We start from the raw sequence: 22,943 nt of genomic DNA on the forward strand, positions 1-22,943 counted from the left end.
CTCAGACATCCCCCACCCCGCGGGGAACATCCGAGAGGGACGACATGGGATCGTCTGCAAGACCCACACGCGCATGACGATATCCATAAGAGAAATAGACGATGAAACCCACCGCGAGCCACACCACGAAACGGATCCATGTGAGAACCGAAAGATTCAGCATAAGCCACAGGATGGCCACCGAGATGAGGATGGGAACCCAGGGATTGCCTGGAACCGCGAAGGCGCGAGGAAGATCGGGACGCTTCCGGCGCATGATCGGAATGGACAATGCCACCAGCGCGAAGGCGGACAGCGTACCGATGTTGACCATGTCACTGAGGGCATCAATGCCAAGGAACGACGCGACCAGAGCCACGACCACACCTGCGGCTATCTGCAAAGCCACGGGGGTTCCACGCTTCCCCGTCTTCGACAGTCCGCGCGGCAGAAGGCCGTCACGGCTCATGGCGAACACGACGCGGGTCAGCCCCAGAAGAAGGACCATCACGACGGTCGCCAATCCCAGAACGATTCCGAAACTGATGATCTTGGCCGCCCAATTCGCGCCGACAAGCTCGAAAGCCGTGGCGAGCGAGGGATTCGACTGCTTGGCGAGATCACGGTAGGAGACCATTCCCGTCGTCACAAACGCCACAAGCATATACATCACGATGATGAGAGACATCCCCACTCCAATGCCCAGAGGGACGTTGCGGCGCGGATTCTCGGTCTCCTCCGCCGCCGTGGCGACCACGTCGAAACCAATGAACGCGAAGAACACCAGCGCCGCACCGGATATGATGCCGGTGACGCCGTACACGGTGGGCTGCATTCCGGTGACGAACTGCCACAGAGGCTGCGTCATCGACCCCTCAACGGCGGAGGCCCCGGACACCGACGAGGCCGGTTGGCTCGGAGGAATGAACGGCGTGAAGTTGGACGCCTTGACATAGAAGAATCCGACTATAACGACGAAGAAGACGATTCCAATCTTCAGCACCGTCATGGCGCCATCGACCCGCACCCCGATCTTCGTGCCGAACACCAACAGCGTGGTGAAGAACGCGACGATGACTATGGGAGCCACATCCACATGGACACCTGCCACGATGAGGTTGGTGTTCGCGTTCCATCCCATAAGACGGATGAAATCATTGAGATACACACCCCAGTACTTGGATATGACCGACCCCGCCATAAGCATCTCGAGAATCAGGTCCCATCCGATGATCCATGCCATGATCTCACCGATGGCGGTGTAGGTGAAGGTGTAGGCGGACCCCGCAACAGGTATGACCGATGCGAATTCCGCATAGCACATCACCGCCGCCCCGCAGACGACACCCGCGATCAGAAAGCTGATGATGACCGCGGGTCCGGCATGGAAGGCCGTTGCCTGGGCACCCACGGAGAAGATGCCTGCGCCGACCGCCACCGCGACACCCATGATCGCCAGATCCCACCACGTCAGATTCCGTTTGAGCATCCGGCCTTCCTCACCGGTCTCCGCTATGGTCTGCTCTACCGATTTGGTACGGAACAGCTGCATCGCCCTCATCCTCTCTCTCCACAAATCTCTCCACAGATGCCGCCGCCGGCAAGGCAGGCAGTCCAGATTTCGTCAGTCGTCGACGCCGATCACGCGTGTGCCAACACAGTCAATCCCACGGCCACCGGTTCCGGCACCAACGCCACTGCGAAGGCACGGTCCACGCCCGCCGCCACCGTGCGGGCAAGGTCCGCGATCTCGGCCGCGGTTGCGCCGCCTCTGTTCGTCAACGCCAAGGTGTGGCGGGTGGACAGCGACGCACGGGAATCCGGAGATAAGCGGAAGCCCTTCGGGAATCCCGCATGCTCGATAAGCCAAGCCGCCGATGTCTTGACCCCACGCGAACCGTCCGGAAGAACCGCATCGAACCGCGGGGCATCCGACGGAAGACGATTGGCTTGGGCGGTCGTCAGAACCGGATTGACGAAAAAACTTCCGCAACTATGCCGATCCGCCAGATCGCCTCCATCCAGTCCTTTCTGACGCGAAAGGGCATCAGAAACGCTCTCCGGAGACCTCATCGACACCATGGCATCCGTGGCGTAGCGGTTCGCGTCCTCAACCATCCCCTTGGCTCCCCGAATGGCGAGCACAGCATGGCGAACGGCCGCCACATCCATACTATCACCCACGACGACGTCCAAGGCCTTGACAAGCTGACCGTATCCAACAATGGATTTTCGCCCCACGGCCAGATCGAACGTCACAGACAAAACCACGAAACGCGGTGTGGGGAAGTACGCGCGAACGGGAACAGTCCCGGACGCGTACATGCTGGCCTTAAGCATGCTGGTCCGGTATCCGAAGCGCATGCGTTCCGCGGGCAGCTCGCGGATCATGCCATCGAGCCTGTCCCACACCCGCACCGATTCCACCGTCGATGCCACCTCTTGACCGTAGGCTCCGATGTTCTGCACGACGCTGGCTCCGACCGTCCCGGGAATCCCCGACAATCCCTCGACGCCCTGCCAGCCGCGTTCAACGGCATCGGCCACGAAATCGTCCCACACGCATCCCGCCTCGACCTCGACATGCACGCGGTTCCGGCCACAGACGCCATCGGAATCCCGGCGGCCGCGGCAAAGACTCATACCCCGACGCGCATCCCGAACGACGACACCCTCGAAGGGGTCGTCGGACACAAGGATGTTCGACCCTCCGCCAATGACGAACACGGGGATGCCGGCATCGTCGGCACGGCGGACGGTGTCCACAATCTGCGATTCCTCGGTGGGCTCGACCAGGGAGGACACGGGACCACCCACACCAATGGTGGTGAGATCGGCAAAAGACGTCATTCTCGACATGATAGTGGGGTCGCCTCCCCTGAACTGGCGGAACAGGGGAAACAAAAGGCCCGGCGTGTGCCGGGCCTCCTGCGACGCATGTTTCGCTATCGGGTCTCGCGATGGACGGTCTGCTTGCCACAACGGGGGCAGAACTTCTTCAACTCAAGACGATCCGGAGTGTTACGGCGGTTCTTCGTCGTGATGTAGTTACGCTCCTTGCACACAGTGCATGCCAGCGTGATACCCGGACGAATGTCGGCGCTCTTGCTTGCCATTACCTCACCTCTGCGTTCGTTTGGTCACCGGTCTGCACCGGTGCTTTGTAGCGAGGAAGAGACTCGAACTCTTGACCTTACGATTATGAGTCGTACGCTCTAGCCAGCTGAGCTACCCCGCCATCGAGCCTCGAGTGAGAATCGGACTCACGACCTCTTCCTTACCAAGGAAGTGCTCTACCACTGAGCTATCGAGGCGTGGCGGATAGTGGATTCGAACCACTGAAGCACGAAGCGGCTGATTTACAGTCAGCTCCCTTTGACCGCTTGGGAAATCCGCCATGTTGCCGCACAAGACCCAAGCCTCAACCGGCAACTTGGCCATATTGCCACGTGTCCTCGACTTGCGCAAGTCGAGGACACGCCGCGACGTCATATCGCTAACGCTGCGCCGATTCCTCGGATGCGTGGCTCAGCGCCGCGCACACGGCGATCACACGGTCGTTGGCCTCCCTCTCGCCGATGGATATCCGGATACCCTCATCGGCGAACACCCTCACGGACAATCCCGCATCCGTGAAAACGCGGGCGGCCTCGGCCACGCGTCCGCCCAACGGCAGCCAGAAGAAATTCGCGAAGGGCTTGGGGAAGTCCCATCCCTGATCGACGAGCGCACGCGTCACACGCTCCCGTTCGGCGATGATCGCGTCGACGCGCTCACCCAGCTCATCGGAGGCCTCCAAGGACGCGAGCGCAGCCTTCTGCGCAAGATCGGTGACCGCAAAAGGCAGGGACAGCTTCATCATGGCCTCGGCCACATTGGGATGGGCGACCCCATATCCTATCCTCAACCCGGCCAGCCCATACGCCTTGGAGAATGTGCGCGCGACCACAACATTCGGATACGCCGCGAAAAGATCCATGGCTGAGCTCGTCCCCACCGATGTGTTGAACTGCCAGTAGGCCTCATCGAAAAGGACGATCACATCTCGGGGAACCGAGTCCATGATCCTGCGCGCGTCCGAGTCCGACAACGGGGTGGATGTCGGGTTGTTGGGATTGTTGAGTATCAGAAGCCGGGTGCGCTCGTTGACCGCCGAGATAAGCGCGTCGACATCATGGGATCCGTCGGCGCGGTTCGGCACCTGGACGCTTGTGGCACCCGCCCCGGCGACGATGATCGGATAGGCCTCGAAGCTCCTCCACGGATAGACGACCTCATCCCCGGACCCCGCCACGACGTTCACCAGTTGTGTGATGACCTCGGTGGAACCGCATCCGAGGACGACATTCTCCACCTCGACGCCAAGCAACGACGCGATGCGCGCGCACACGTCCCAGCCACGCATGTCGGGATAACGGTTGATATGCCCCAGGGAGCGCGAGGATATGGCCTCGACAACGCTGGGAAGCGGCTCAAAGGGATTCTCGTTGCTGGATATCTTGAACGACCTCCGTCCCGCCGTATGGGGCGCGGGTTTGCCCTGGCGGTATGCAGGTATCGTGTCGACGATGGGACGATGTCGGAAGGTCATACGTCCATCGTAGACGCGCGGCGGACAGGACCCGTCGCCTCCATGCCTATACGCGTTGCCGATAGCACGTTGCAGACAGGCGTGGAACCGCGCGGAAACGGCCATCACGCGCGATTGACCGCCCTCCTCTTCGATGGCACCCTGAAGGCATGACCTCACATCTTGTGCACACAGGCAGGTCCTTCGACGACCACCCATTGGGATTCTCCACACGAACCATTCATGTCGGCAACGGCGTCGACGCGGAAACGGGGGCCATCCGCAGGCCTCTGACCTTCGCCAACGCCTACGCCCTCCCCTACGACCCCTCGGATATCAATTGGTCCTCCTCCGACGTCAATCTCTACGCCAGAAACGGCCATCCGAACCAGCGCTATCTGGAAAGGAAACTTTCCAACCTCGAGGGATCCGAGGACAGCGTGGTTCTCGCGTCCGGCGTCGCGGCGCTGTCCGCCACCTTCACGACGTTCCTCAACGCCGGCGACCACGCCGTCTTCTCCGACAGCACCTATATAGCCGCCTACAGGCTCCTCCACCAGATCCTTCCGGAGAAATACTCGATCCGCACCAGCATGGTGGACTCGTCCGACGTCAACGCCGTCGCATCAGCCATCGAGGCTGATACGAAACTCGTCCACATCGAGACTCCTGCCAACCCGACGCTGAAGGTCACCGACATCGCGGCGGTATCCGCCGTCATCCGCGACGCGGAGCGCCGTTACGGGCACGAGATCCTCCTCAGCGTCGACAACACCTTCAACAGCCCCTACAACGTGCGCCCTCTCGAACTCGGCGCGGACATCGTCATCGAAAGCCTGACCAAATACATCAATGGACACGGCGACGCGCTGGGAGGCGTCGTCGCCACGACGAAGGAGCGGACCGACCTCATCAGATACACCTATCAGGTGAACTACGGCGGCGTGATCAGCCCGTTCAACGCATGGCTCATCAATCGGGGAACAAGCACGTTGGCTCTTCGGATGCGCCAGCACAACGCGTCGGCCCTAGCCGTGGCCAAACATCTCGAAGGCCTCGACGAGGTCCGCTTTGTGGCCTACCCGGGTTTGGAGAGCCATCCGGGACATGATGTGGCCCAATCCCAGCTCGCCACTGAGACGTCCGGCTTCGGAGGAGTCCTGAGCTTCGGATTGGACACCGACCATGACGGACACAACCGCTTCGTCTCCAACCTGAACGTGATCACCTCGGCGGTCTCGCTGGGGCACGATGAAAGCCTCATCGTCTTCCTCGGCGAGGACGATGAAAGGCAGTATCTGTATCCTCCACGCTTCCATCGTGGATTCCTGCGGCTTGCCGTGGGTCTGGAGGATCCGGACGACATCATCCGCGACATCGACAACGCCATAGCGCAGTCACATCTTTCCGACTGAGGCCTTGTCTGGTTGCAACCACACGGTGTTGTAACCACAAGGCCGCCACCGCGACATACGGATGGATACACAAGGAGAACGGACACAATAGAAAACCCCGGGGGCTAACGGAATTCATTCCGTTAGCCCCCGGGGTTTGAAATATCAGTCGGGCGTATCAGTTGAGAATGGCCAGAACGTCCCTCGCGGCGACGATCAGATAATCCTCGCCCTTGTAATGGACCTCGGTGCCGCCGTACTTGGAGTACAGAACCTTGTCACCGACCTTGACATCGACTGGGATGCGCTTGCCGTCGTCATCACGACGTCCCGGACCGACGGCAAGGACCTCGCCCTGCTGGGGCTTCTCCTTGGCGTTGTCGGGGATGAACAGACCCGATGCGGTCTTCTCCTCGGCCTCGGCCTGCTTGACGATGATCTTGTCTTCCAACGGTGTGAGTGAGATCGACACTGTGGACCTCCTCTTTCTGATTAAGAGAAATAGATAATGCCCGCGACGAAACGCAACCCCGTGGCTGACGATCACGATTGACCGCGTTCCTTCGCGCTGGCACTCATAGTAGCGCGATTGCTAGCACTCTGCCAACTCGAGTGCTAACGCTGTGAGTGAAACCCATGCGCCGAAACGCGGATCACTCATTTGGATCTGCGCGCCAGAATCGACTCGATTCCCGTTCCCAACGATTCAGCGGTCGGCTCGGGCGCATCGACATCCGCATCAAGCTCGCCCTCATGGAACCCCGCGGCAGTCTGGTGATCCGCCTGGGGAACCGCCTTGGCAACCTGCCGTGTGGATTGAATCTCGCGGCTTTCGGGACCATCCACGCGAACCACGTCGGCTTCGGCAGTTCCCAGAGAGAACGAGATCAAATCCTGTTCGACGACCTCGGCCAGGGAATCCGACTCGGGAACCGCCTCGACCGCGACTGATTCGGCCGCCGCCGCCTCGGACCGATTCTTCTCCCCATCGGACCGCGCCACCTCCCGATCACGATCGGCGCGGGCGCGGTTCAACGCCTGGCGGATCTGCCGGGCCTCCAAAACATCGGTCGGGGTCTCGTCGCGGGACACCGTTGCGTCAGGAACATCCCGAGGACCCGACACGGCTTGTGACCGCGCGGACCCACTCGGGGACGCGGACCGCTCCGAAGACGTGTGCGACACGTTGGTCCGGGCGACCATACGCTCCCATTCACGCGCGTGGGCCGAGACGCGGGCGCCCATCCCGAGGACCGCCAGACATGGAGCAAAAGCCACAAGCGACCACCACAGCGATATGTGCAACGCCGCGAGCGCCACAAGCGCAACCACTCCAACAGCCAGAAGAGACAGGACAAGAATCCTCCGTCGACGAGCCGCCTCGCGCCGCATACGACGCACTTGGACGATTCGTGATCTCGTCAACCGTGACGAGGCAGTCCCTGGCTGCATCAGCACCCCTTTCACCGTTGGAGTCACCCCATCGGAGAACCGCGTCCCGTCGGAACCATCAATCAGATGCAGCGACGGGGAATGCCGGTCCTGTCGGTGTTCGGTCACCTTTCTCATGCTGTCCCCGGTCCGTCGAGGAAGCCACACAACGACCATGATGACGATAACGAGAAGCACTATGGCAGTGCTCACCCATTCATCACCCATAAGTCCCAAGGATAGAAGACTCCTGGACGGCTCACGACGGCGCGCCGGGGTGTGTCGGAACATCCTGACGTGCGACAGTGTCTTGCGACGGAGCGTGGCGGCCGTTCCCATCCTCCGAACCAGCCCATGCCGACGCGGCCGCACAGCTGCTAGAACTGAGGAATGACCTCCCCCTCAGCAGTCAAGACGACGATGAGACGCGCCGCGATCGCGCGCAGGCGGCGGATTCCCCAGAAAAGCCTCATCGAGGCCGGTGAATCCCTCGCCACCGTGGTCATGTCGACGATTCCGCCGCTAACCCCACGCGACATCGTGGCGGCCTATGTGTCGATGGGTACGGAGATTCCCACGCATCCCACTCTCAAGGCCCTTCTCGACACAGGCGCCACGCTTCTCGTCCCCCGTCTGGGTTCAGGCGAACACGACGACGTGGGATGGGGGCGGCTTGAGAGCATAGACGATCTGCGGCACCCACAGGGGCGCCCCCGTCCGTCCGGATATCCCGATGAGCCACCGGGAGAGCGCCTGGGTGTCAACGCACTGAGATCCGCATCCTTCGTCCTTGTTCCGGCTTTCGCGGTGGATTCCGCGGGAAACCGCTTGGGTCGCGGCGGCGGGTGGTATGACAGGGCATTGAGATATGTCCCTCCAGCGACCCCAATAGCCGCGGTGTGCTGGCCTTGGGAGCTCGTCTCCGCGCCGCTGCCCGCCGAAAATCACGACATGCGTGTGACGATTGCGGTGACCCCCGAGGGATGCGCCGGTTTCGACAATCCGGCCTAAGCGGATCGCGGATCCCACACCTGCGTATATTCTCTTCACGATATGTGAAAAGATTGCGGTTCACTGCCTCGTATTAGGATGAGGGCATATTGATTCACGACCCACAATGGCCCGGAGGTATGGCGTTGCCCACTTATCATTATCGCTGCAAAAACTGTGGATACGATTTCACCATGTACCAGTCGTTCGAGGACGACCCTGTGACCGTCTGTCCCACATGCCACGAGCCGCAGGTCCGCAAGGTGTTCTCCGCCGTTCCAATCGAATTCAAGGGACACGGCTTCTATCACACGGATAGCGCCGGTTCGTCGAAATGAGCGAGCGGGCCGCAGCCTTTGCTCCACATTGGTCGGAGACGTGACGTCCCCTTGACATCAGGGGTCACCATGGATTCATGGTGACCTTTTTTCATATCCCGTGGCTCTTTCAACGTCCTTTGTCGCGGCAGTCTCTGGCCAGACGCCGACGTCTACGCGCCATCCGTCGCGCCCTGTCTGCGGTCGGGGTGCCGTTGCTCCTCATCGGGCTCGCAACCGCATTGGTCGATGGCACCACAACGACTGTGATCGTTGCCGCAAGGGCCATATCCGCGGGGAGAGTGCTGTCGGAGAAGGACCTTGACGCCCGGAGCGTACCGAAGAACAGCTCTTTGGGAGGGGTGTTCTCTGACGCTGGCGCGCTCGTCAATCGTGTCATCACCGTGGATGCGAACCCCGGCGATGTCCTCTCCCGCTCGATGATCACGTCGGCCGCCGCGCCCTCCCACTATTCGACGATTGAGGTGCCGGTCATCGGCGAGCCCCAGGGGAACCCCATAGGGCGCCACGTCTCGCTGGCCACGGACGGCGAATGCGACGGATCGGAGCGAACGACGGACGGACTCTGCGTCATCAGCTCCGACTCCGTCATCCTTTCGGCTCCGCGAGATGTGAATGGGACGACGACGCTGTCATGCGCCATGTCCGGCTCGGACGCGTTACGCGTCTCGCGCGCAGTCCGCGAGTCCCCACTCGTCATCGTTATGAGCGCCGATTGAACACCGCCCAGTGCGGGGGGAGCTCCCGGAGTATCCGCTCGTCATCGTCCCGGTTGACGGATTCCTTGGTGATGGCGCGTCCATCATCGTCGATACCGCGACGGCTCCACGAACGATCGTCCCCATCACCTGTCTCCGTGCCGACGCGCACCACGCGGCCATGACCGCCCCGCGGGGTGCGGCGCGTGGAATCGTAGGAGTCCCGTCCGGCTTGGACCATCAGTGTCCCGCCGTTCCGCCGCGGCCGGAGACCTCACCCAAACGGGTGATGATGCGCTCCACCTCCTTGTCCGGATTCACAAACGCCGCGACGCTCCAGACAGTGAGAACGGACCATCCAAGGGACTCCAGCTCACGGGCGATGGCCCTATGCCGGACACGCGTCGATTGCACGCCCATGAACACGGCATCGTCGGTCATGATGGCGACGGTATACGGGCGCCCCGGAAGTCCCACAACCAGCGGTATCCTCGCCCCGCCCGCAGACCCGTAGTCGACGGCGGCGGCCACTCCACGCGATGTCAGTCGCGCCGCGAGATCCTCCAACAGGACATCCCCTCCGCCCGCGCGGGCGGAGGACTCGTCCTCGGCCTCCCCATCGCGCAACGTCTCGCCCCACTGCAAAAGCCTTTTGAGCAGCCGCGGCCCCGGCTGATGAAGCCGGCTGTCGTCAAGGTCCTCGGACCCGAAGGCCGCCGTGATGTCGACGTTCCGCCGTCCCAGCGCGCACGCGTCGAGAAGGAGACGGTCGCCATGCTCCCCCTCCAGACTGCCGAATTGCTGCAGCAACCGTCCATGCGCCGTTTTCGCATAGCACAGCGACACGATGACATCGACGCCAACCGCTCCGCAGACCTCCGATATGTCCACGATCCGCACATGCCGAAGAAAGCGTGTGCGCGCCTTGTCACGGACGGCCACCGACTTGAGCTCGGCCCCAAGCCTGTCCCTGAACGCCTTCGTCAGGGCAACGACGGTGAGTATGTAATCTGCGGGGACAACGGTGAAGGATTTGGACCGCTCAAGAATGAGATGGACCACCTCATCGATCTCCGGTTGGCTGCTTTCCACAAGTCCGGTCGACATGACGGGGGCACCTGTGGCCTCGACGCGATGAAGCCTCACCTTGCCACGGTACGGCCCGCACACGGGATCCTGCCGCAGCTCGCCATAACCGTTCTCCTCGAGGAACCGCGCCAGACGAGGATCCCTGCATGTCCCGGCGGGCGGGCATTTGACACTCGGAAGCATTGATACCAGCGACGCCACGGCGGGAGACGTGACGGTGGCCGCATGGGCGATCACGACCACCTGACGAGCACGGGCGAGAACGGACAGCAGCTCAAGCGATGGCATATGCGCGCCCGAATCAACTATCGCCAGATCGGCCATGGGCTCCATAGACGTCGAAGCAACCACGGAGGCCGCGGTTCCCACGACAACAGGCTTGGCTGCCGCGACGATCTGCGGATACCGTGACCTGAATGCGGAGAACGGGACATGGCTCCCACCGGCGAGAAGCGTATGAAGCTGGTTGGACTCCTTGGCGTGGGCAAACAGGAGATCGCACAAACGGCGCACGGACTCCTGGCGCACCATCGGCCCTATCGCACGGATATGATCGGCATCCACCTGCGAGAACCGTTCTGCCGCCGACCGCATCGCCATGCCATCCTGATTGGATATGATCGCCGAGGAATGCACGATGTCCTCGAAAACGGTCGTCCACCACGCCAGGCGAAGCTCGCCGTCCACGTCCCGTGGGTCGACCCGGCGCTCGCGGAAATCGGAGACAAGCGCCGACAGCCCCGCTTGGGAGAACTCCCTTTCCAGAACCCATCGTCCCGGAAGCGTATCCAAGGCATGCTGGTCTGCATGGAGGGATTTAAGCCTGTCCTCCAAATCGACGAACGACAGGCCACCGAGGTCCCCACCGGCCATCGTCGTTCCAAGAACGGACCCCAACGATGTCAAACCACTGGCAAGCCCATCCGCCTGAGTGACGATGTCGTCGAGCTTCCCCGGAAGGACCGGCCAACCACCGTGGGGAACAAGCTCACGCCACTGCTTGGCCTGCTTGGCGACGACGATCAGCGCCTTGTGCAGGCTTTCGATCTGGGCGCCCGCGCGCAGAAGGCCTCTGGCCTCCTTCGTCCGGCGCCTGCGCTCCCAGAACCCCATCGTGGTCCCTTCGGCCTTGCGCTCCTCCTTCGGCTTCGTCGCCTCGATCATGGCCGTTATGTCACGTTCGAATATCTGCGGCTGGAAAACGTTCAGCACCAGACGAAGGTTCCGAAGAACCGCCACCTGCGCCTCCCACTCGTCAGCCGTCTGTGGAATCGGGAAACCACATGCCTGAACGGTGGACGCGATATGGGCACGAGTCGCCGGGAGCGTGTTTCTCAGAAGATCGTCGATCCTGCGGTACACCGACACCGCCTGCTCCTCGGATTCGATCGATGCGCCGAACCACGGGGTATCCTGCGGACCCACACGGTACTCTCCCAACTCCCCCGCACGCCTCAGTTTGTCCGACCATTCATCGATATGACCGGACAACGCCGCCGCGCAGTCCGGCGACAACCTCACCCGGGTGCTGGGATGCGTGGGCAACGCGGCGATGGCCGCAAGATGCTCCATGGTCTCATACGCCGACACACCCCATCTGTTCGACGTCCCATGCAGATCGCCAAGATACCGGGTCAACCGGGACCTGACTCCCACCAACTCATCGGCCAGACGGTTGAAATCCGAAGTCGCAGCACCCTCTTGGAAACCGACCGCGGCGATAAGCTGCTGGTCCACATCCTTAGCGGGATTATCGTCGGCAAGATCCAAAATCAGCGCGCCAAGATCAAGCCGCTCCATAACCTTACGGAATCGACGCCGCTGCTCGGTCACGCCGGACACATACAGGACGGTCCTCCCCTCGGCTACGCAGCGCGAGGCTATGGCCGCGGACTGCAGCGCCGTGTCGGACCCATCGGCGGCGTCGATGAGCAACGATCGCCCCGAGGCCGCGACGTCGGCCGCGTATCTGATCACGTTGTCGACATCACCAGCCGCGAACTCACCGTGCGGATCGGCGTCAAAAGGACTGTACTCGGGCATCGTCTCGCCCTTGAGCGCGGTCATCGCGTCCACGTCGCCGGACAACGCGTCGAGAACGGTGTTCCCCGTTCCGCCGGATGCCATCCGATCGATCATCCGACGGCTCTCCAGTAGATACAGCGCGGACGCCTCCATGAAACATCCGAGAATGATATGACGCTCGATGTCGAAATCCGCAATCGTCGAACCGACCGCATCGACTATGGCGTCAAATAGCGCGGACGTCTGTGGTCCGTTCTTTCCATACTGCGCCACGTCAAGAAGCTCGTCCTCGTGGAGCTGGACATCCTCCTGCCGCATCAGGGACACAAAGGAATGGTTCAGTGCGGCCGGGCCGACCATCGAGATCACGGCGTCCGTGCAATCACCGTCGGCCTGCCGTGTGACATCGATGGGATACAGGAGGACCGGAACCGATCTGCCCTTCCATGACGCCAGGCCGACGACCAATGAGACCTGGGAGATTCCACCCGCACGATCCTTCGCCGCGCGATCGTCAAGAACCCTCTCAAGCCTGCGTCCGGCGGCGCGAAGCGTTCCCGGATCGCGGAACAACGATGTCAACGGGGCGCGTCCCGATGCGAACAACTGGGCGATTCCCGATGGATGGCCGTGTGTGATGTCAAGCCGTGCGGGAAGCTTCGCGATGTCATCTAACGGGGATGGGCCAAGGCCCTCCTGATATTCGGACCTCCACCTGCGGATGCCCTCGAGTGACGTGCGTTGCACTGCGCTCATGTCAGACTCACTTCCCTATCGTTTTGCGGTATTCACGATACCCGGCGTTCCGTTCCAGAGCCTCGTCGATGTCCTTGTCCCCCTGCGCCGCCAACCAGGCGTAGAGATCGTCGTAGAGTCCCGGATTCATGGCGAGGAACCTAAGGAGCTCGGTATGGCGCGCCATAGCAAACTGCTCCGTGTAGTCTCCCGAGGTCCGGGCCTGCTCGGACGTGAAGCCGCCGACCTCGACCTGGGGGCTCCTATCGGCGAATGAACCGGAGCTCACACGATGGAAGACCGAACCCGGCTCGAAAACGGAACCACGAACACTCTGGCTACCGGCAGGGAAAACGGTCGCCCCATTCTGGACCGGCATGGCCGTTTCCTCGTCGACCGTGTGTCGGCGTCCTGAAGAACCGTCAGGATCCATTCCGTCGGAGTCAGTGGACAGCGGCGACGACCCGGCCGTGCCAGCGGCCGCCTTCGCACCATCATCCGCGTTCGCACCATCATCCGTCGAGGTATCTTTCGCCAATGGGTCAGACGAGGGTGGAACAACCGTATGGTCCTTGTCTCGGGCGACGCGCGCCGTGGGAATCAAAAGCGAAGATTCCGCGGTGCTCACGGGCGAATCGGAATCCCCCTTCCCGGACCCATCCATATCCGGCTGACCGGAACCGTCCACGCCAGCCGCCCGGACAGCGTCATCCCCCACTACAGTGCCACTCTCCAAGGCCTGGTCATCCACGACATCCCCAGCAACATCCTCCGGGGAAACCAGCTTCTCCGTACTGGGTGCTGTCACCGGCATCGACGCATCGGAAACCTCATCCTGTGCCTGCTGGCGCATCTGCTGATCCGGTGTCTGCTGATCCGGCGCCTGCCGATCTCCGGGTTGAGCGTGGAACACGATCGTGGGTTCACCGACGCGGACATCAAGGATGTCCCCGACGGAAAGTCCGGTCAGGTCGCGCTCCGGTTTCTCCGACTCTGTCCGCGCATATCTGAAAAGATCCTTGACCTCATCGCCGTCCTGCTCATCCGACTCGGTCTCGATGCGTGTGAGCTCTATCGGCACGTCTCCGAACTGCATGCGCATAGACGATGTCGGAAGGAGGAAGTCCGCGCCCGGCTGAATTCTCATCAGTCCGCCATCGGCACGCAGGACGTAGCTGCCATTGGTGGAGTTCAGATCACGCACGGTGGCCATTCCCGATTCGTCGACGGACAAAGTCGCGTGACGCTTCGACATGGACTTGGTTGCATCGGATATCTCCACACGCGCCATCCCTGAATCTGCGATGGGTCGAATCGGTCGACGCCCTATCTCAACGGATTGCCCCTGCTCCACGCGCGCGCATTCGACCCCATTCGCCGTGACGACCCACTGCTTGGTGATCCGTTTCAGCGTCATTACTGATCTCCTTCCATCCGCATCCACCATGCTTGGGGGTTCTACGACAAAACCTCACACCATTATCCAGTATCACGCTGATATGCCCGTGCATACGGTATCCGAGGCGTTTCCCCCAGATTCCCCACCAAGACGACACGCCGGGGGTGACCTCCGTGAGGCAACGGCCAACGCGGCCATCCTATCGCGAAAACATCTTCCCCCGCCGGGATCGCTCCACGACGGGGGAAGAAACAACGCGGTCAGACCGACCACATCGCGCTCACTTGAGCTCGACGGTGGCTCCGGCCTCCTCAAGCTGGGACTTCGCCTTCTCGGCGTCCTCCTTCTTGGCCTTCTCGAGAACTGGCTTCGGAGCCTCGTCCACGAGCTTCTTGGCATCGGCGAGACCCAGCGAGGTAATCGCCTTGACGGCCTTGATGACCTGGATCTTCTTGTCTCCGACGGCGGTGAGGACGACATCGAACTCCGTCTTCTCCTCCTCCTCGGCGGCCGCGGCGGCCGGAGCGGCGGCGACGGCGGCGACCGGAGCGGCGGCCTCGACGTCGAACTCCTCCTCAAACGCCTTGACGAACTCAGAGAGCTCGACGAGGGTCATGTCCTTGAACGCATCAAGCAGCTCGTCCTTGGAAAGCTTTGCCATGATGGCTTCCTTTCGGTTGTGGCGGAGGATGTCCTTCATCCCTCCACCGTTGTCTTATGGTGTTTCCGATGATTCCTCACACGATCCGACCTAAGTCGAACCGTCTCAGGCGGCCTTCTCCTGCTTCTCGCGCAGGGCGTCGATCGTGCGCACGGCCTTGGTGGGCAGAGCGACGAACAGGAACGCGGCCTTGGCCATTGTGCCCTTGAGCGCGCCAGCCATCTTGGAGAGCAGAACCTCGCGGGATTCGAGGTCCGCGAGCTTCATGAAGCCTTCTGCGTCGTAGACGGTACCATCGGCGTACCCGCCCTTGACGATGAGGGTTTTGTTGATCTTGGCGAAGTCGCGCAGAGTCTTTGCAGCCTCCACGAAATCACCCTTGACGAACGCGATGGCCACGGGGCCTTTGAGGGTCCCGTCGAGCCCCTCAATACCGGCCTCCTTGGCCGCAATGCGCGCCAGAGTGTTCTTCGCCACGGAATAGGAAGTATCGCGGCCTAGCTTTTCCCGAAGATCGGAGATCTGGGGAACGGTAAGCCCGCGGTACTCGGTGAGGTAGACCGCGTCGGCGTTACGGAAACGTTCCGTAAGCTCGGCGATCGCCGCTGCCTTGTCGGGCCTTTTCATGGCGTTCCTTCCTTGAACGACCATTGGACGAACCCGTTTTCCCGGAACATGGGCAACAAAAAAGCCCTGCCCGCCGGCAGAGCCACATGACGCGCGACATACCACGCATCCTTACTGCTCAACCTGCGATGGCCCGGATAAACGGCTTCACGAATCTGACGATTCAAACCAACGGTCTTTGGTTACAACTCATCTACGATAACATGCTGGAACCCGATGTCCCAACGGCGTGTCTCCACGAAACATCGCACCCTCCGCCCCACAAAGGACGAATCGGGGTCCCCCCGGCAGACCCTGGGCACCCCGACGACTGCGGCATGGGAGCAAGAAGCTCAACACGACGCCCCGGACGACGGATGGCGCGACGATCCTTCGCCCGTCACCCGTCGCATCCGATGCTCTGCCCCCGCTTAGGCGAGATACGCCTGCATGATGAAGTCGAGGATGAACAGTCCGGCGACGACCCACACGACGGGATGGACCTTGTTGGCCTTCTTCTTGCAGGTCATGACGACGCAGTACATGATGAATCCGCCGGCGATGCCATAGGAGATCGAGTACGAGAACGACATGAACACGGCGGCGAAGAACGCCGGGATGGCCTCGGTGATGTCATCCCACGCAATCTCCTTGAGGCTGGCGGCCATCATGCATCCGACAAGAACCAGAACACCGGCCGTGGCGGCCGAGGGAATGGCCGATATGACCGGGGAGAGGACGATGGACACCGCGAAGCAGATAGAGACGACCACGGAGGTCAGTCCGGTGCGTCCGCCGGCGCCGATGCCCGCGGCGGACTCAACGTACGTCGTGGTGTTCGATGTTCCGAAGATCGAGCCGATGGAGGTGGCGATGGAGTCGGCGAAAAGTGCCTTGTCCATCTTGGAGCTGAATCCGTGGCCGTTCTCCAAGGCCTTCTCGTCCTCCTCCGAGAAGATTCCGGTCCTGCGGCCGGTGCCGATGAAGGTGCCGATGGTGTCGAAGGTGTCCGACATCGAGAAGGCGAAAATCGTCACGAGAACGAGCGGAAGCCGGCTGACGTCCGAGAACAGCGCGGGGAATCCGGCGGATGTGAAAATCGCGCCGAAGGTCTGGGGAAACTGGGCGAAGGTGTCGCCGATGGAGATCGAGTTCGCCATGGTGGTGACACCGAAGGGGATTCCCACCAAGGTGGTGGCGACGATAGAGATGAGCAGCGCGCCTTTGACCTTAAGGACGGTGAGGATGATCGCCAGGAAAAGGCCGATGAGGAAGACCCACAGGACCTTGGTGTTCAGGGTCGCCAGACCAGGCGTGCCCGCGGTGGCCAAACCTTTGCCGGCCGACTTCGTGTCGCTGCTTGTGAAGGTGATGAGACCGACGTTCATCATCCCCACATAGGCCACGAACAGTCCGATGCCGCCGCCGATGGCGTGCTGGAGAACCTCGGGGATGGCCTCGATGATCATCTTCCGGATCTCGGTCACGGTGATGATGATGTTGATGATGCCACACAGGAAGACCATGCACATGGCCTCCTGCCAGGTGAAGTTCAACCCGAAGCACACGGTGTAGGTGAAGAACGCGTTGAGGCCCATGCCCGCGGCCTGCGCGTAAGGGACGTTCGCGAAAAGACCCATCACCAGCGTCCCGATGATGGCGGCGATAATCGTGGCCAGGAACACGCCACCCCAGGGCATTCCCGTCTTGCTGAGGATCTGCGGATTGACGACGATGATGTACGACATCGCGAAGAACGTCGTCAGGCCGGCGGCGATCTCCGTGGACACCGTGGTGCCGTTCTCTTTAAGATGGAAGTACTTCTCCATGTACTCTCTCTTCTTCCTTGGTTTGCGGGCGATGTGATCGCGCCGAGGTTGCTGCGACTCGTCCGACACGTCCGGACAGGGCAGAGCCTACCACCAAGGGATGTCGGGACGACGTCATAACTCATCCCGTTCCGGAGCCGCGCGCGGGCGGCTCCGATAGGAGGCGCCGCTCAGCCGAAGCGGCCCGAAATGTAGCGCTCCGCCTCCTCGTTCTGAGGATTGTTGAACATAGTCGTCGTATCCGCGAAATATGTGAGATGACCTGGCTCTCCAACGGCCTTGAGGTTGAAGAACGCGGTGTAGTCGGCAATCCTCGCGGCCTGCTGCATGTTGTGCGTGACGATCACTATGGTGTACTCGCTTTTGAGCTCGTTGATGAGGTCCTCGACGGCAAGCGTGGATATGGGGTCGAGCGCGGAGCACGGCTCATCCATCAGAAGCACCTGGGGATGCACCGCCACCGCCCTGGCGATGCACAGACGTTGCTGCTGTCCACCTGAAAGTCCGGTGCCGGGTTTGTCCAGACGATCCTTGACCTCGTTCCACAGATTCGCGCCGCGCAGGGCCCACTCCACCAGATCGTCGGCGTCCGACGCGCTCAGCCGCCGGTTGTTGAGCCTGATCCCCGCAAGAACGTTCTCGCGGATGGACATGGTCGGGAACGGGTTGGGCCGTTGGAAGACCATGCCGACGTCCCTGCGCACGGCCACAGGGTCGACGTCCTTGGCGTACAGGTTGCGTCCCTCAAGCAGGACCTCGCCTTTGACATGCGCTCCCGGAATGATCTCATGCATGCGGTCGAGGGTTCGCAGAACGGTCGATTTCCCACATCCGGACGGTCCTATGAAGGCCGTGACCTTGTCGGGCTCTATGCCGATGTTCACGTCCTCGACCGCGAGGAAATCCCCGTAGTAGATGTTGAGATGGTTCACGTCGATACGTTGTCCCATGGATTTCCTCCCTGGTTGTCGATGCTGTCGCTAACGTTGCGTCGGTACGGCGAAGACCTTCGCCACGAGTCTTCCGATGAGGTTCAGCAGAAGAACGATGATGATCAGCGCCAACGCCGCCGCCCACGCCCGCTCCACGGGAATGCTCGTGACGCATGACGCCCCGGCCGACGCGGGACACGTGGCGGACAGCTTGCTGTATTCCTGGTACACGTACACCGGAAGCGTGGTCATCTGCCCGGAGAACAGGTTGACGTTGGTCGACGCGATGAAGCCGGCCGTCATAAGCAGAGGGGCCGTCTCACCGATTACACGCGCTATGGCCAGAATGACGCCGGAGACGATTCCCGGAAGGGCCGTGCGCAGAACCACTTTGGATATCGTCCTCTGCTTGGTCACGCCGAGCGCGTACGCGGCCTCGCGCAGATCGGTGGGCACGACCTTGAGCATCTCCTCGCTCGATTTGACCACGGTCGGAATCATCAGCAGCGCCAGCGCCGCGGACCCTTCAAAGCCGTTTATCGTTCCGGGCCCGAACAAGACCGCGAACATCGAGAAGGCGAACAGGCCCGCGACTATGGATGGAATGCCGCTCATCACGTCGACCATCAGCGAGATCGCCCTGGAAAGCCCTCCGCGCCTGGAGTACTCGATGAGGAACACGGCGCACATCAGCCCGATCGGCACCGAGATCACCATGGCCCCGAGCGTCACCTCGAGCGTTCCGATGATGGCATGGAGAATGCCCCCGTACCCGCCGGATGGCGTCTGCCTGCCGCCTACGACACCGGTCATGTTGTATGACAGGAAGTTGAGGTTCAATCGCGTGACGCCCCTGCTGATTGTGGTCCATAGAACCGACACAAGCGGGATGAGCGCGACGACGAAGGCGAGCGTGATCAGGCACGCCATCACCGCGCTGCGCCTTTTCCTGGCCGCCATGTGCGAGCGCGTGGGTGCGAACTTCGCGAAGTCGATGTCCGGAGCCGAATCGCGCGTCCCCATGGCTGCGGTGGAATCGTCGAATGATGTGTCCCCGCTCATTGGGCGCTCACTTTCTCGGTGATCTTCCGGGCCGCGAAGTTGACCAGGAAGGTTATGAGGAACAGCACAAGTCCCGTGCCGATCAGAGTGGATACGCCGAGGCTGTCGGCTTCGGGGTATTGGGCGGCTATGTTGGCCGCTATCGTCTGGTTCTGAGAGGCCCAGAGAAGCCGCACCGAGTACAGCATCCCCGGCGAAAGGATCATAAGGACGGCCATCGTCTCCCCCAAGGCACGGCCCAGTCCAAGCATCGAGGCGGAGATGATTCCCGATCGCCCGAAGGGCAGCACGGCGAGACGAATCATCTCCCACTTCGTGGCGCCCAACGCCAACGCGGCCTCCTCCTGCAAACGCGGTGTCTGGAGGAAGATGTCACGAGACATGGAGGTGATGATCGGCAAGATCATCACGGCCAGAACCACCGACACCGTCGCCACCGTCCGCGGAGGAGTGGCGGAGGGACCTTGGAAAAGGGGAATCCATCCAAGATAGGTGGCCACCCAATTCCAGAAGGGCGCGATGGCCGGCACCAGAACTATGCCTCCCCATAATCCGTAGACGACGGAGGGAATCGCGGCCAGAAGATCGACCACATAGCTCAGAACCGTGGCCACGCGGCGCGGCGCGTAATGGGATATGAACAGCGCGATTCCGATGGCGACGAAGAAGGCGATCGCCAGTGCGAGCGCGGACACCAGCACGGTGCCGAAGACCATGGGACCGACGTACTGCCAGAAATTATGCGACCGTCCACCGGTGAAGGACTCAATGGTCCGCGAGTTTGCGGTCTGATCGCCTCCGATAAGCGGCCATGCGCGGAACAGAAGGAACAGCGCCACTGCGGCGAGGACAACCAGTATGAGAATACCGCTGGCGTAGGCCACCCCCCGGAAGACCCTGTCCGCGACGCGTCCATCCGACCCGGATGGCGGCTGCGTGTCTTGCGAACTCACATGCTCTCCTTATTTTCTGGTGGGACGGAACCCGTCGAACCCCCTCGCCGGCACCGGCCCTATTCCATCGCAACAACGATTCTAGCGGCCCGCGCTCCACGATATGCCGCGGAGCGCGGGCCGCGGATCGACGCGAATCGGATGGCCGATGAAGCAAACCATCCAATCCGCGCCGCGAACTCACTTCACGCTGATGGCCGATATCGACTTGGTGACCTTCGCCCGCAGCGTGTCACTCATGGGAGCGGACCCCGCGTTGTCGGCCGCGGTCTGCTGCCCTTCCTCACTGACCACATAGGTGAGCCAGGACTTGACGAACGCCGCGGTCTTGGAGTCCTTGTAGGCGGGGCACACGATGTCGTACGACACCAGAACCACGGGGTAGGCGCCGGAGGCCGTCGTGGTGTGGTCGAGTTTGACGACCACGCGGTTCTTCTGCGTCGCCGAGCTGTCAAGCGGAGACGCGTCCACGACCTTGGCCGCGGCCTTCGCCGAGTACGGCACATAGGAGTTTCCGACCTTCACGGACACGGTTCCCAAGCTTCCCGCCTTCGATGCGTCGGCATAGCCGATGGTGCCGTTCGCCTGCCCGACGGTGCTGATCACGCCATCCGTGCCCTTGGCTCCCTGCCCTACGTTGTTGGGCCAGTTCTCTCCGACCTCATAGGGCCACGCGCTTCCGCCCGCGTCCTTCACGTAGCTGAGGAAGTTCTTGGTGGTTCCCGACTTGTCGGAGCGATGGACAACCGTGATCGCGGTGTCGGGAAGATCGACGCCGGCGTTCTGCTTGGCGATGGCCGAGTCGTTCCACTTGGTAATCTTGCCATTGAAGATCTTCGCAATGGTCGCGGCGTCGAGCTTGAGATGCTTGCCCTTGCCGGAGATGCCCTTGAGGTTGAACACGATGGCGATGGGCGATATGTAGACGGGAATGTCGAACGCGGTTCCCGACGCGCACACGCTGGAGGACTGCGTGACCTGATCGTCGCTCAGAGCGGCGTCGGATCCGGCCCACGCGGTCGCACCCGTGAGGAACGTTGTCACGCCCGCTCCGGAACCCGTCGGATTGTAGGCGACGGTGGCCTTGGAATTCTTTGCCGTGTATCCGGCGATCCACGCCTCCACCGCCGACTCCTGGGCGCTTGATCCGGCCCCTTGGTATTCGCCACTGATCGTCGAGGTGCTGGACGTCGAATCCGTCGACGTCGAGGCTGCTGTGTTGTCGCCGCACGCGGCGAGCGAAGCCATCATGGCCAGGCCGGATGCCACTGCGATCGAACGAACGAGGACATTCTTGCGCATAATCTGCTTTCCCTCTTGTCATACCGTACGCACCTATCGTACGGTTCGTCTCTGTTATCCTTCAACGGCGATATGACCGCCCGTGCGCCCACCGACCATGGCCATACCGGCCACCGCCATCGACCACGACGCACTGTGGTTCGTGACATCTCCAGACTAGGAAGGGATGGCGGGCGGATATGCCGATTGAGGTGAACGGACGATGAACACTTGTGCCCGGAACGCTCCCCGCCGACCACAAGAGGTTATTGGGGGTCGTCGATCTTGTACCCGAGTCCCCTGACGGTGGTGAGTATGACGGGATGCGCGGGGTCCCGCTCAATCTTCGAACGGATTCTTTTGACATGCACGTCCAACGTCTTGGTGTCGCCGACGTAATCCGACCCCCACACGCGGTCGATGAGCTGATGACGGGTCATCACGCGGCCTTTGTTGCGAAGCAGATACTCAAGAAGCTCGAACTCCTTGAGGGGGAAGAAAACGACCGAGCCGTCGACCAGAACCTCATGCTGCCCCACCTGCATCGACACCCTCGAACAGACAAGGGGAAGGTTCCCGTCCGCATCCTCCTCCAATGCCACGGATGTGGAGGAGTTCCTGCGGAGAACGGCCCGTATCCGCGCCAGAAGCTCACGGAAGGAATACGGCTTGGTCACATAGTCGTCGGCCCCGATCTCCAATCCGACGACCTTGTCGATCTCCGTGCTTTTGGCGGTGAGCATGATGATGGGAACGCGACTCTGCTCCCGGATGCGCCGGCACAGGGATATCCCGTCGATGCCCGGAAGCATGAGATCGAGCACGACAATGTCGATCCCGCCTCGTGTGAAAAGCTCCAACCCCTCCTCGCCCGTCTCCGCTGCGTCCACCTCGTAGCCCTCGCGGGTGAGCTGGTATGCCAGTGGCGCCCGATACGACTCCTCATCCTCCACTATCAACACACGCGTCAC

The 22,943-nt window shown here is 61.7% G+C and carries 21 protein-coding genes and 3 tRNA genes; 4 read left to right on the forward strand and 20 right to left on the reverse strand.

The window, feature by feature from the left end; translation table 11 throughout:
• Position 1: 1 nt before the first annotated feature.
• The 7 genes from Q1X90_RS02145 to Q1X90_RS02175 all read right to left on the reverse strand — a co-directional run bounded on the left by Q1X90_RS02145 (position 2) and on the right by Q1X90_RS02175 (position 4,570).
• A complete protein-coding gene (locus tag Q1X90_RS02145; RefSeq protein ID WP_300766049.1) occupies positions 2-1,531 on the reverse strand; it encodes an amino acid permease in 1,530 nt (509 codons plus the stop codon).
• 89 nt (positions 1,532-1,620) lie between these two features.
• Positions 1,621-2,829, reverse strand: a complete 1,209-nt coding sequence (locus Q1X90_RS02150; RefSeq protein WP_300766051.1) for a UDP-N-acetylmuramate dehydrogenase — start codon at positions 2,827-2,829, stop codon at positions 1,621-1,623.
• Positions 2,830-2,924: 95 nt separating this feature from the next.
• Entirely contained in the window at positions 2,925-3,095 is a 171-nt protein-coding gene (rpmG, locus tag Q1X90_RS02155; RefSeq protein WP_026647380.1) for a 50S ribosomal protein L33, read from the reverse strand.
• 48 nt (positions 3,096-3,143) lie between these two features.
• Positions 3,144-3,217: transfer RNA gene (locus Q1X90_RS02160), tRNA-Met, on the reverse strand.
• A gap of 4 nt (positions 3,218-3,221) precedes the next feature.
• Positions 3,222-3,293: transfer RNA gene (locus Q1X90_RS02165), tRNA-Thr, on the reverse strand.
• A 1-nt stretch (position 3,294) separates the two neighbouring features.
• Positions 3,295-3,376 (reverse strand) — tRNA-Tyr (locus tag Q1X90_RS02170).
• Between the two features lie 99 nt (positions 3,377-3,475).
• Positions 3,476-4,570: a histidinol-phosphate transaminase gene (locus Q1X90_RS02175; protein WP_300766010.1), complete on the reverse strand. Its 1,095-nt coding sequence runs from the start codon at positions 4,568-4,570 to the stop codon at positions 3,476-3,478.
• A gap of 149 nt (positions 4,571-4,719) precedes the next feature.
• Here Q1X90_RS02175 and Q1X90_RS02180 point away from each other — a divergent pair, with 149 nt between their 5' ends.
• Complete coding sequence (locus Q1X90_RS02180; protein ID WP_300766011.1) at positions 4,720-5,964, forward strand: PLP-dependent aspartate aminotransferase family protein; 1,245 nt, start codon at positions 4,720-4,722, stop codon at positions 5,962-5,964.
• Positions 5,965-6,121: 157 nt separating this feature from the next.
• On the opposite strand, the gene groES is transcribed toward Q1X90_RS02180, so the two are convergent.
• The gene (groES, locus tag Q1X90_RS02185) at positions 6,122-6,415 is read right to left on the reverse strand and encodes a co-chaperone GroES (protein WP_300766012.1); all 294 of its coding nucleotides are present in this window, start codon (positions 6,413-6,415) and stop codon (positions 6,122-6,124) included.
• A gap of 185 nt (positions 6,416-6,600) precedes the next feature.
• Positions 6,601-7,587 (reverse strand): hypothetical protein, encoded by a 987-nt coding sequence (locus Q1X90_RS02190; RefSeq protein ID WP_300766013.1) that lies wholly within the window; start codon positions 7,585-7,587, stop codon positions 6,601-6,603.
• 177 nt (positions 7,588-7,764) lie between these two features.
• Here Q1X90_RS02190 and Q1X90_RS02195 point away from each other — a divergent pair, with 177 nt between their 5' ends.
• The 3 genes from Q1X90_RS02195 to Q1X90_RS02205 all read left to right on the forward strand — a co-directional run bounded on the left by Q1X90_RS02195 (position 7,765) and on the right by Q1X90_RS02205 (position 9,421).
• Positions 7,765-8,385 carry a 5-formyltetrahydrofolate cyclo-ligase gene (locus Q1X90_RS02195; RefSeq protein ID WP_300766014.1) on the forward strand — a complete coding sequence of 207 codons (621 nt, stop codon included), beginning with the start codon at positions 7,765-7,767 and terminating at the stop codon, positions 8,383-8,385.
• Positions 8,386-8,510: 125 nt separating this feature from the next.
• Positions 8,511-8,702, forward strand: a complete 192-nt coding sequence (locus Q1X90_RS02200; RefSeq protein WP_300766053.1) for an FmdB family zinc ribbon protein — start codon at positions 8,511-8,513, stop codon at positions 8,700-8,702.
• Positions 8,703-8,779: 77 nt separating this feature from the next.
• Complete coding sequence (locus Q1X90_RS02205) at positions 8,780-9,421, forward strand: SAF domain-containing protein (protein WP_300766015.1); 642 nt, start codon at positions 8,780-8,782, stop codon at positions 9,419-9,421.
• Here Q1X90_RS02205 and Q1X90_RS02210 read toward each other — a convergent pair.
• From Q1X90_RS02210 to Q1X90_RS02260, 11 genes are all read right to left on the reverse strand, one after another.
• Positions 9,405-9,641 (reverse strand): hypothetical protein, encoded by a 237-nt coding sequence (locus tag Q1X90_RS02210; protein ID WP_300766016.1) that lies wholly within the window; start codon positions 9,639-9,641, stop codon positions 9,405-9,407. The genes Q1X90_RS02205 and Q1X90_RS02210 overlap by 17 nt on opposite strands.
• On the reverse strand, positions 9,641-13,270 hold the full coding sequence (locus Q1X90_RS02215) for a helicase (RefSeq protein WP_300766017.1): 3,630 nt from the start codon (positions 13,268-13,270) through the stop codon (positions 9,641-9,643). Before Q1X90_RS02215 ends, Q1X90_RS02210 begins: the two co-directional genes overlap by 1 nt.
• Positions 13,271-13,277: 7 nt before the next feature.
• Entirely contained in the window at positions 13,278-14,666 is a 1,389-nt protein-coding gene (locus tag Q1X90_RS02220) for an FHA domain-containing protein (protein ID WP_300766018.1), read from the reverse strand.
• 262 nt (positions 14,667-14,928) lie between these two features.
• Positions 14,929-15,309, reverse strand: coding sequence for a 50S ribosomal protein L7/L12 (gene rplL / locus Q1X90_RS02225; protein WP_300766019.1), 381 nt, complete (start codon positions 15,307-15,309; stop codon positions 14,929-14,931).
• Between the two features lie 105 nt (positions 15,310-15,414).
• Positions 15,415-15,936 carry a 50S ribosomal protein L10 gene (rplJ, locus tag Q1X90_RS02230; protein WP_300766020.1) on the reverse strand — a complete coding sequence of 174 codons (522 nt, stop codon included), beginning with the start codon at positions 15,934-15,936 and terminating at the stop codon, positions 15,415-15,417.
• Between the two features lie 410 nt (positions 15,937-16,346).
• Positions 16,347-17,744, reverse strand: a complete 1,398-nt coding sequence (locus Q1X90_RS02235; protein WP_300766021.1) for an NCS2 family permease — start codon at positions 17,742-17,744, stop codon at positions 16,347-16,349.
• 170 nt (positions 17,745-17,914) lie between these two features.
• Positions 17,915-18,694 (reverse strand): phosphate ABC transporter ATP-binding protein PstB, encoded by a 780-nt coding sequence (pstB, locus tag Q1X90_RS02240; protein WP_300766022.1) that lies wholly within the window; start codon positions 18,692-18,694, stop codon positions 17,915-17,917.
• 30 nt (positions 18,695-18,724) lie between these two features.
• Entirely contained in the window at positions 18,725-19,699 is a 975-nt protein-coding gene (gene pstA, locus Q1X90_RS02245) for a phosphate ABC transporter permease PstA (protein WP_300766055.1), read from the reverse strand.
• Positions 19,700-19,734: 35 nt separating this feature from the next.
• Positions 19,735-20,691 (reverse strand): phosphate ABC transporter permease subunit PstC, encoded by a 957-nt coding sequence (gene pstC, locus Q1X90_RS02250; protein WP_300766023.1) that lies wholly within the window; start codon positions 20,689-20,691, stop codon positions 19,735-19,737.
• 180 nt (positions 20,692-20,871) lie between these two features.
• Complete coding sequence (gene pstS, locus Q1X90_RS02255) at positions 20,872-21,993, reverse strand: phosphate ABC transporter substrate-binding protein PstS (protein ID WP_300766028.1); 1,122 nt, start codon at positions 21,991-21,993, stop codon at positions 20,872-20,874.
• A 245-nt stretch (positions 21,994-22,238) separates the two neighbouring features.
• A complete protein-coding gene (locus tag Q1X90_RS02260) occupies positions 22,239-22,943 on the reverse strand; it encodes a response regulator transcription factor (RefSeq protein WP_300766057.1) in 705 nt (234 codons plus the stop codon).

It is taken from the genome of uncultured Bifidobacterium sp. (assembly GCF_949292005.1).
Taxonomy (GTDB): domain Bacteria; phylum Actinomycetota; class Actinomycetes; order Actinomycetales; family Bifidobacteriaceae; genus Bifidobacterium.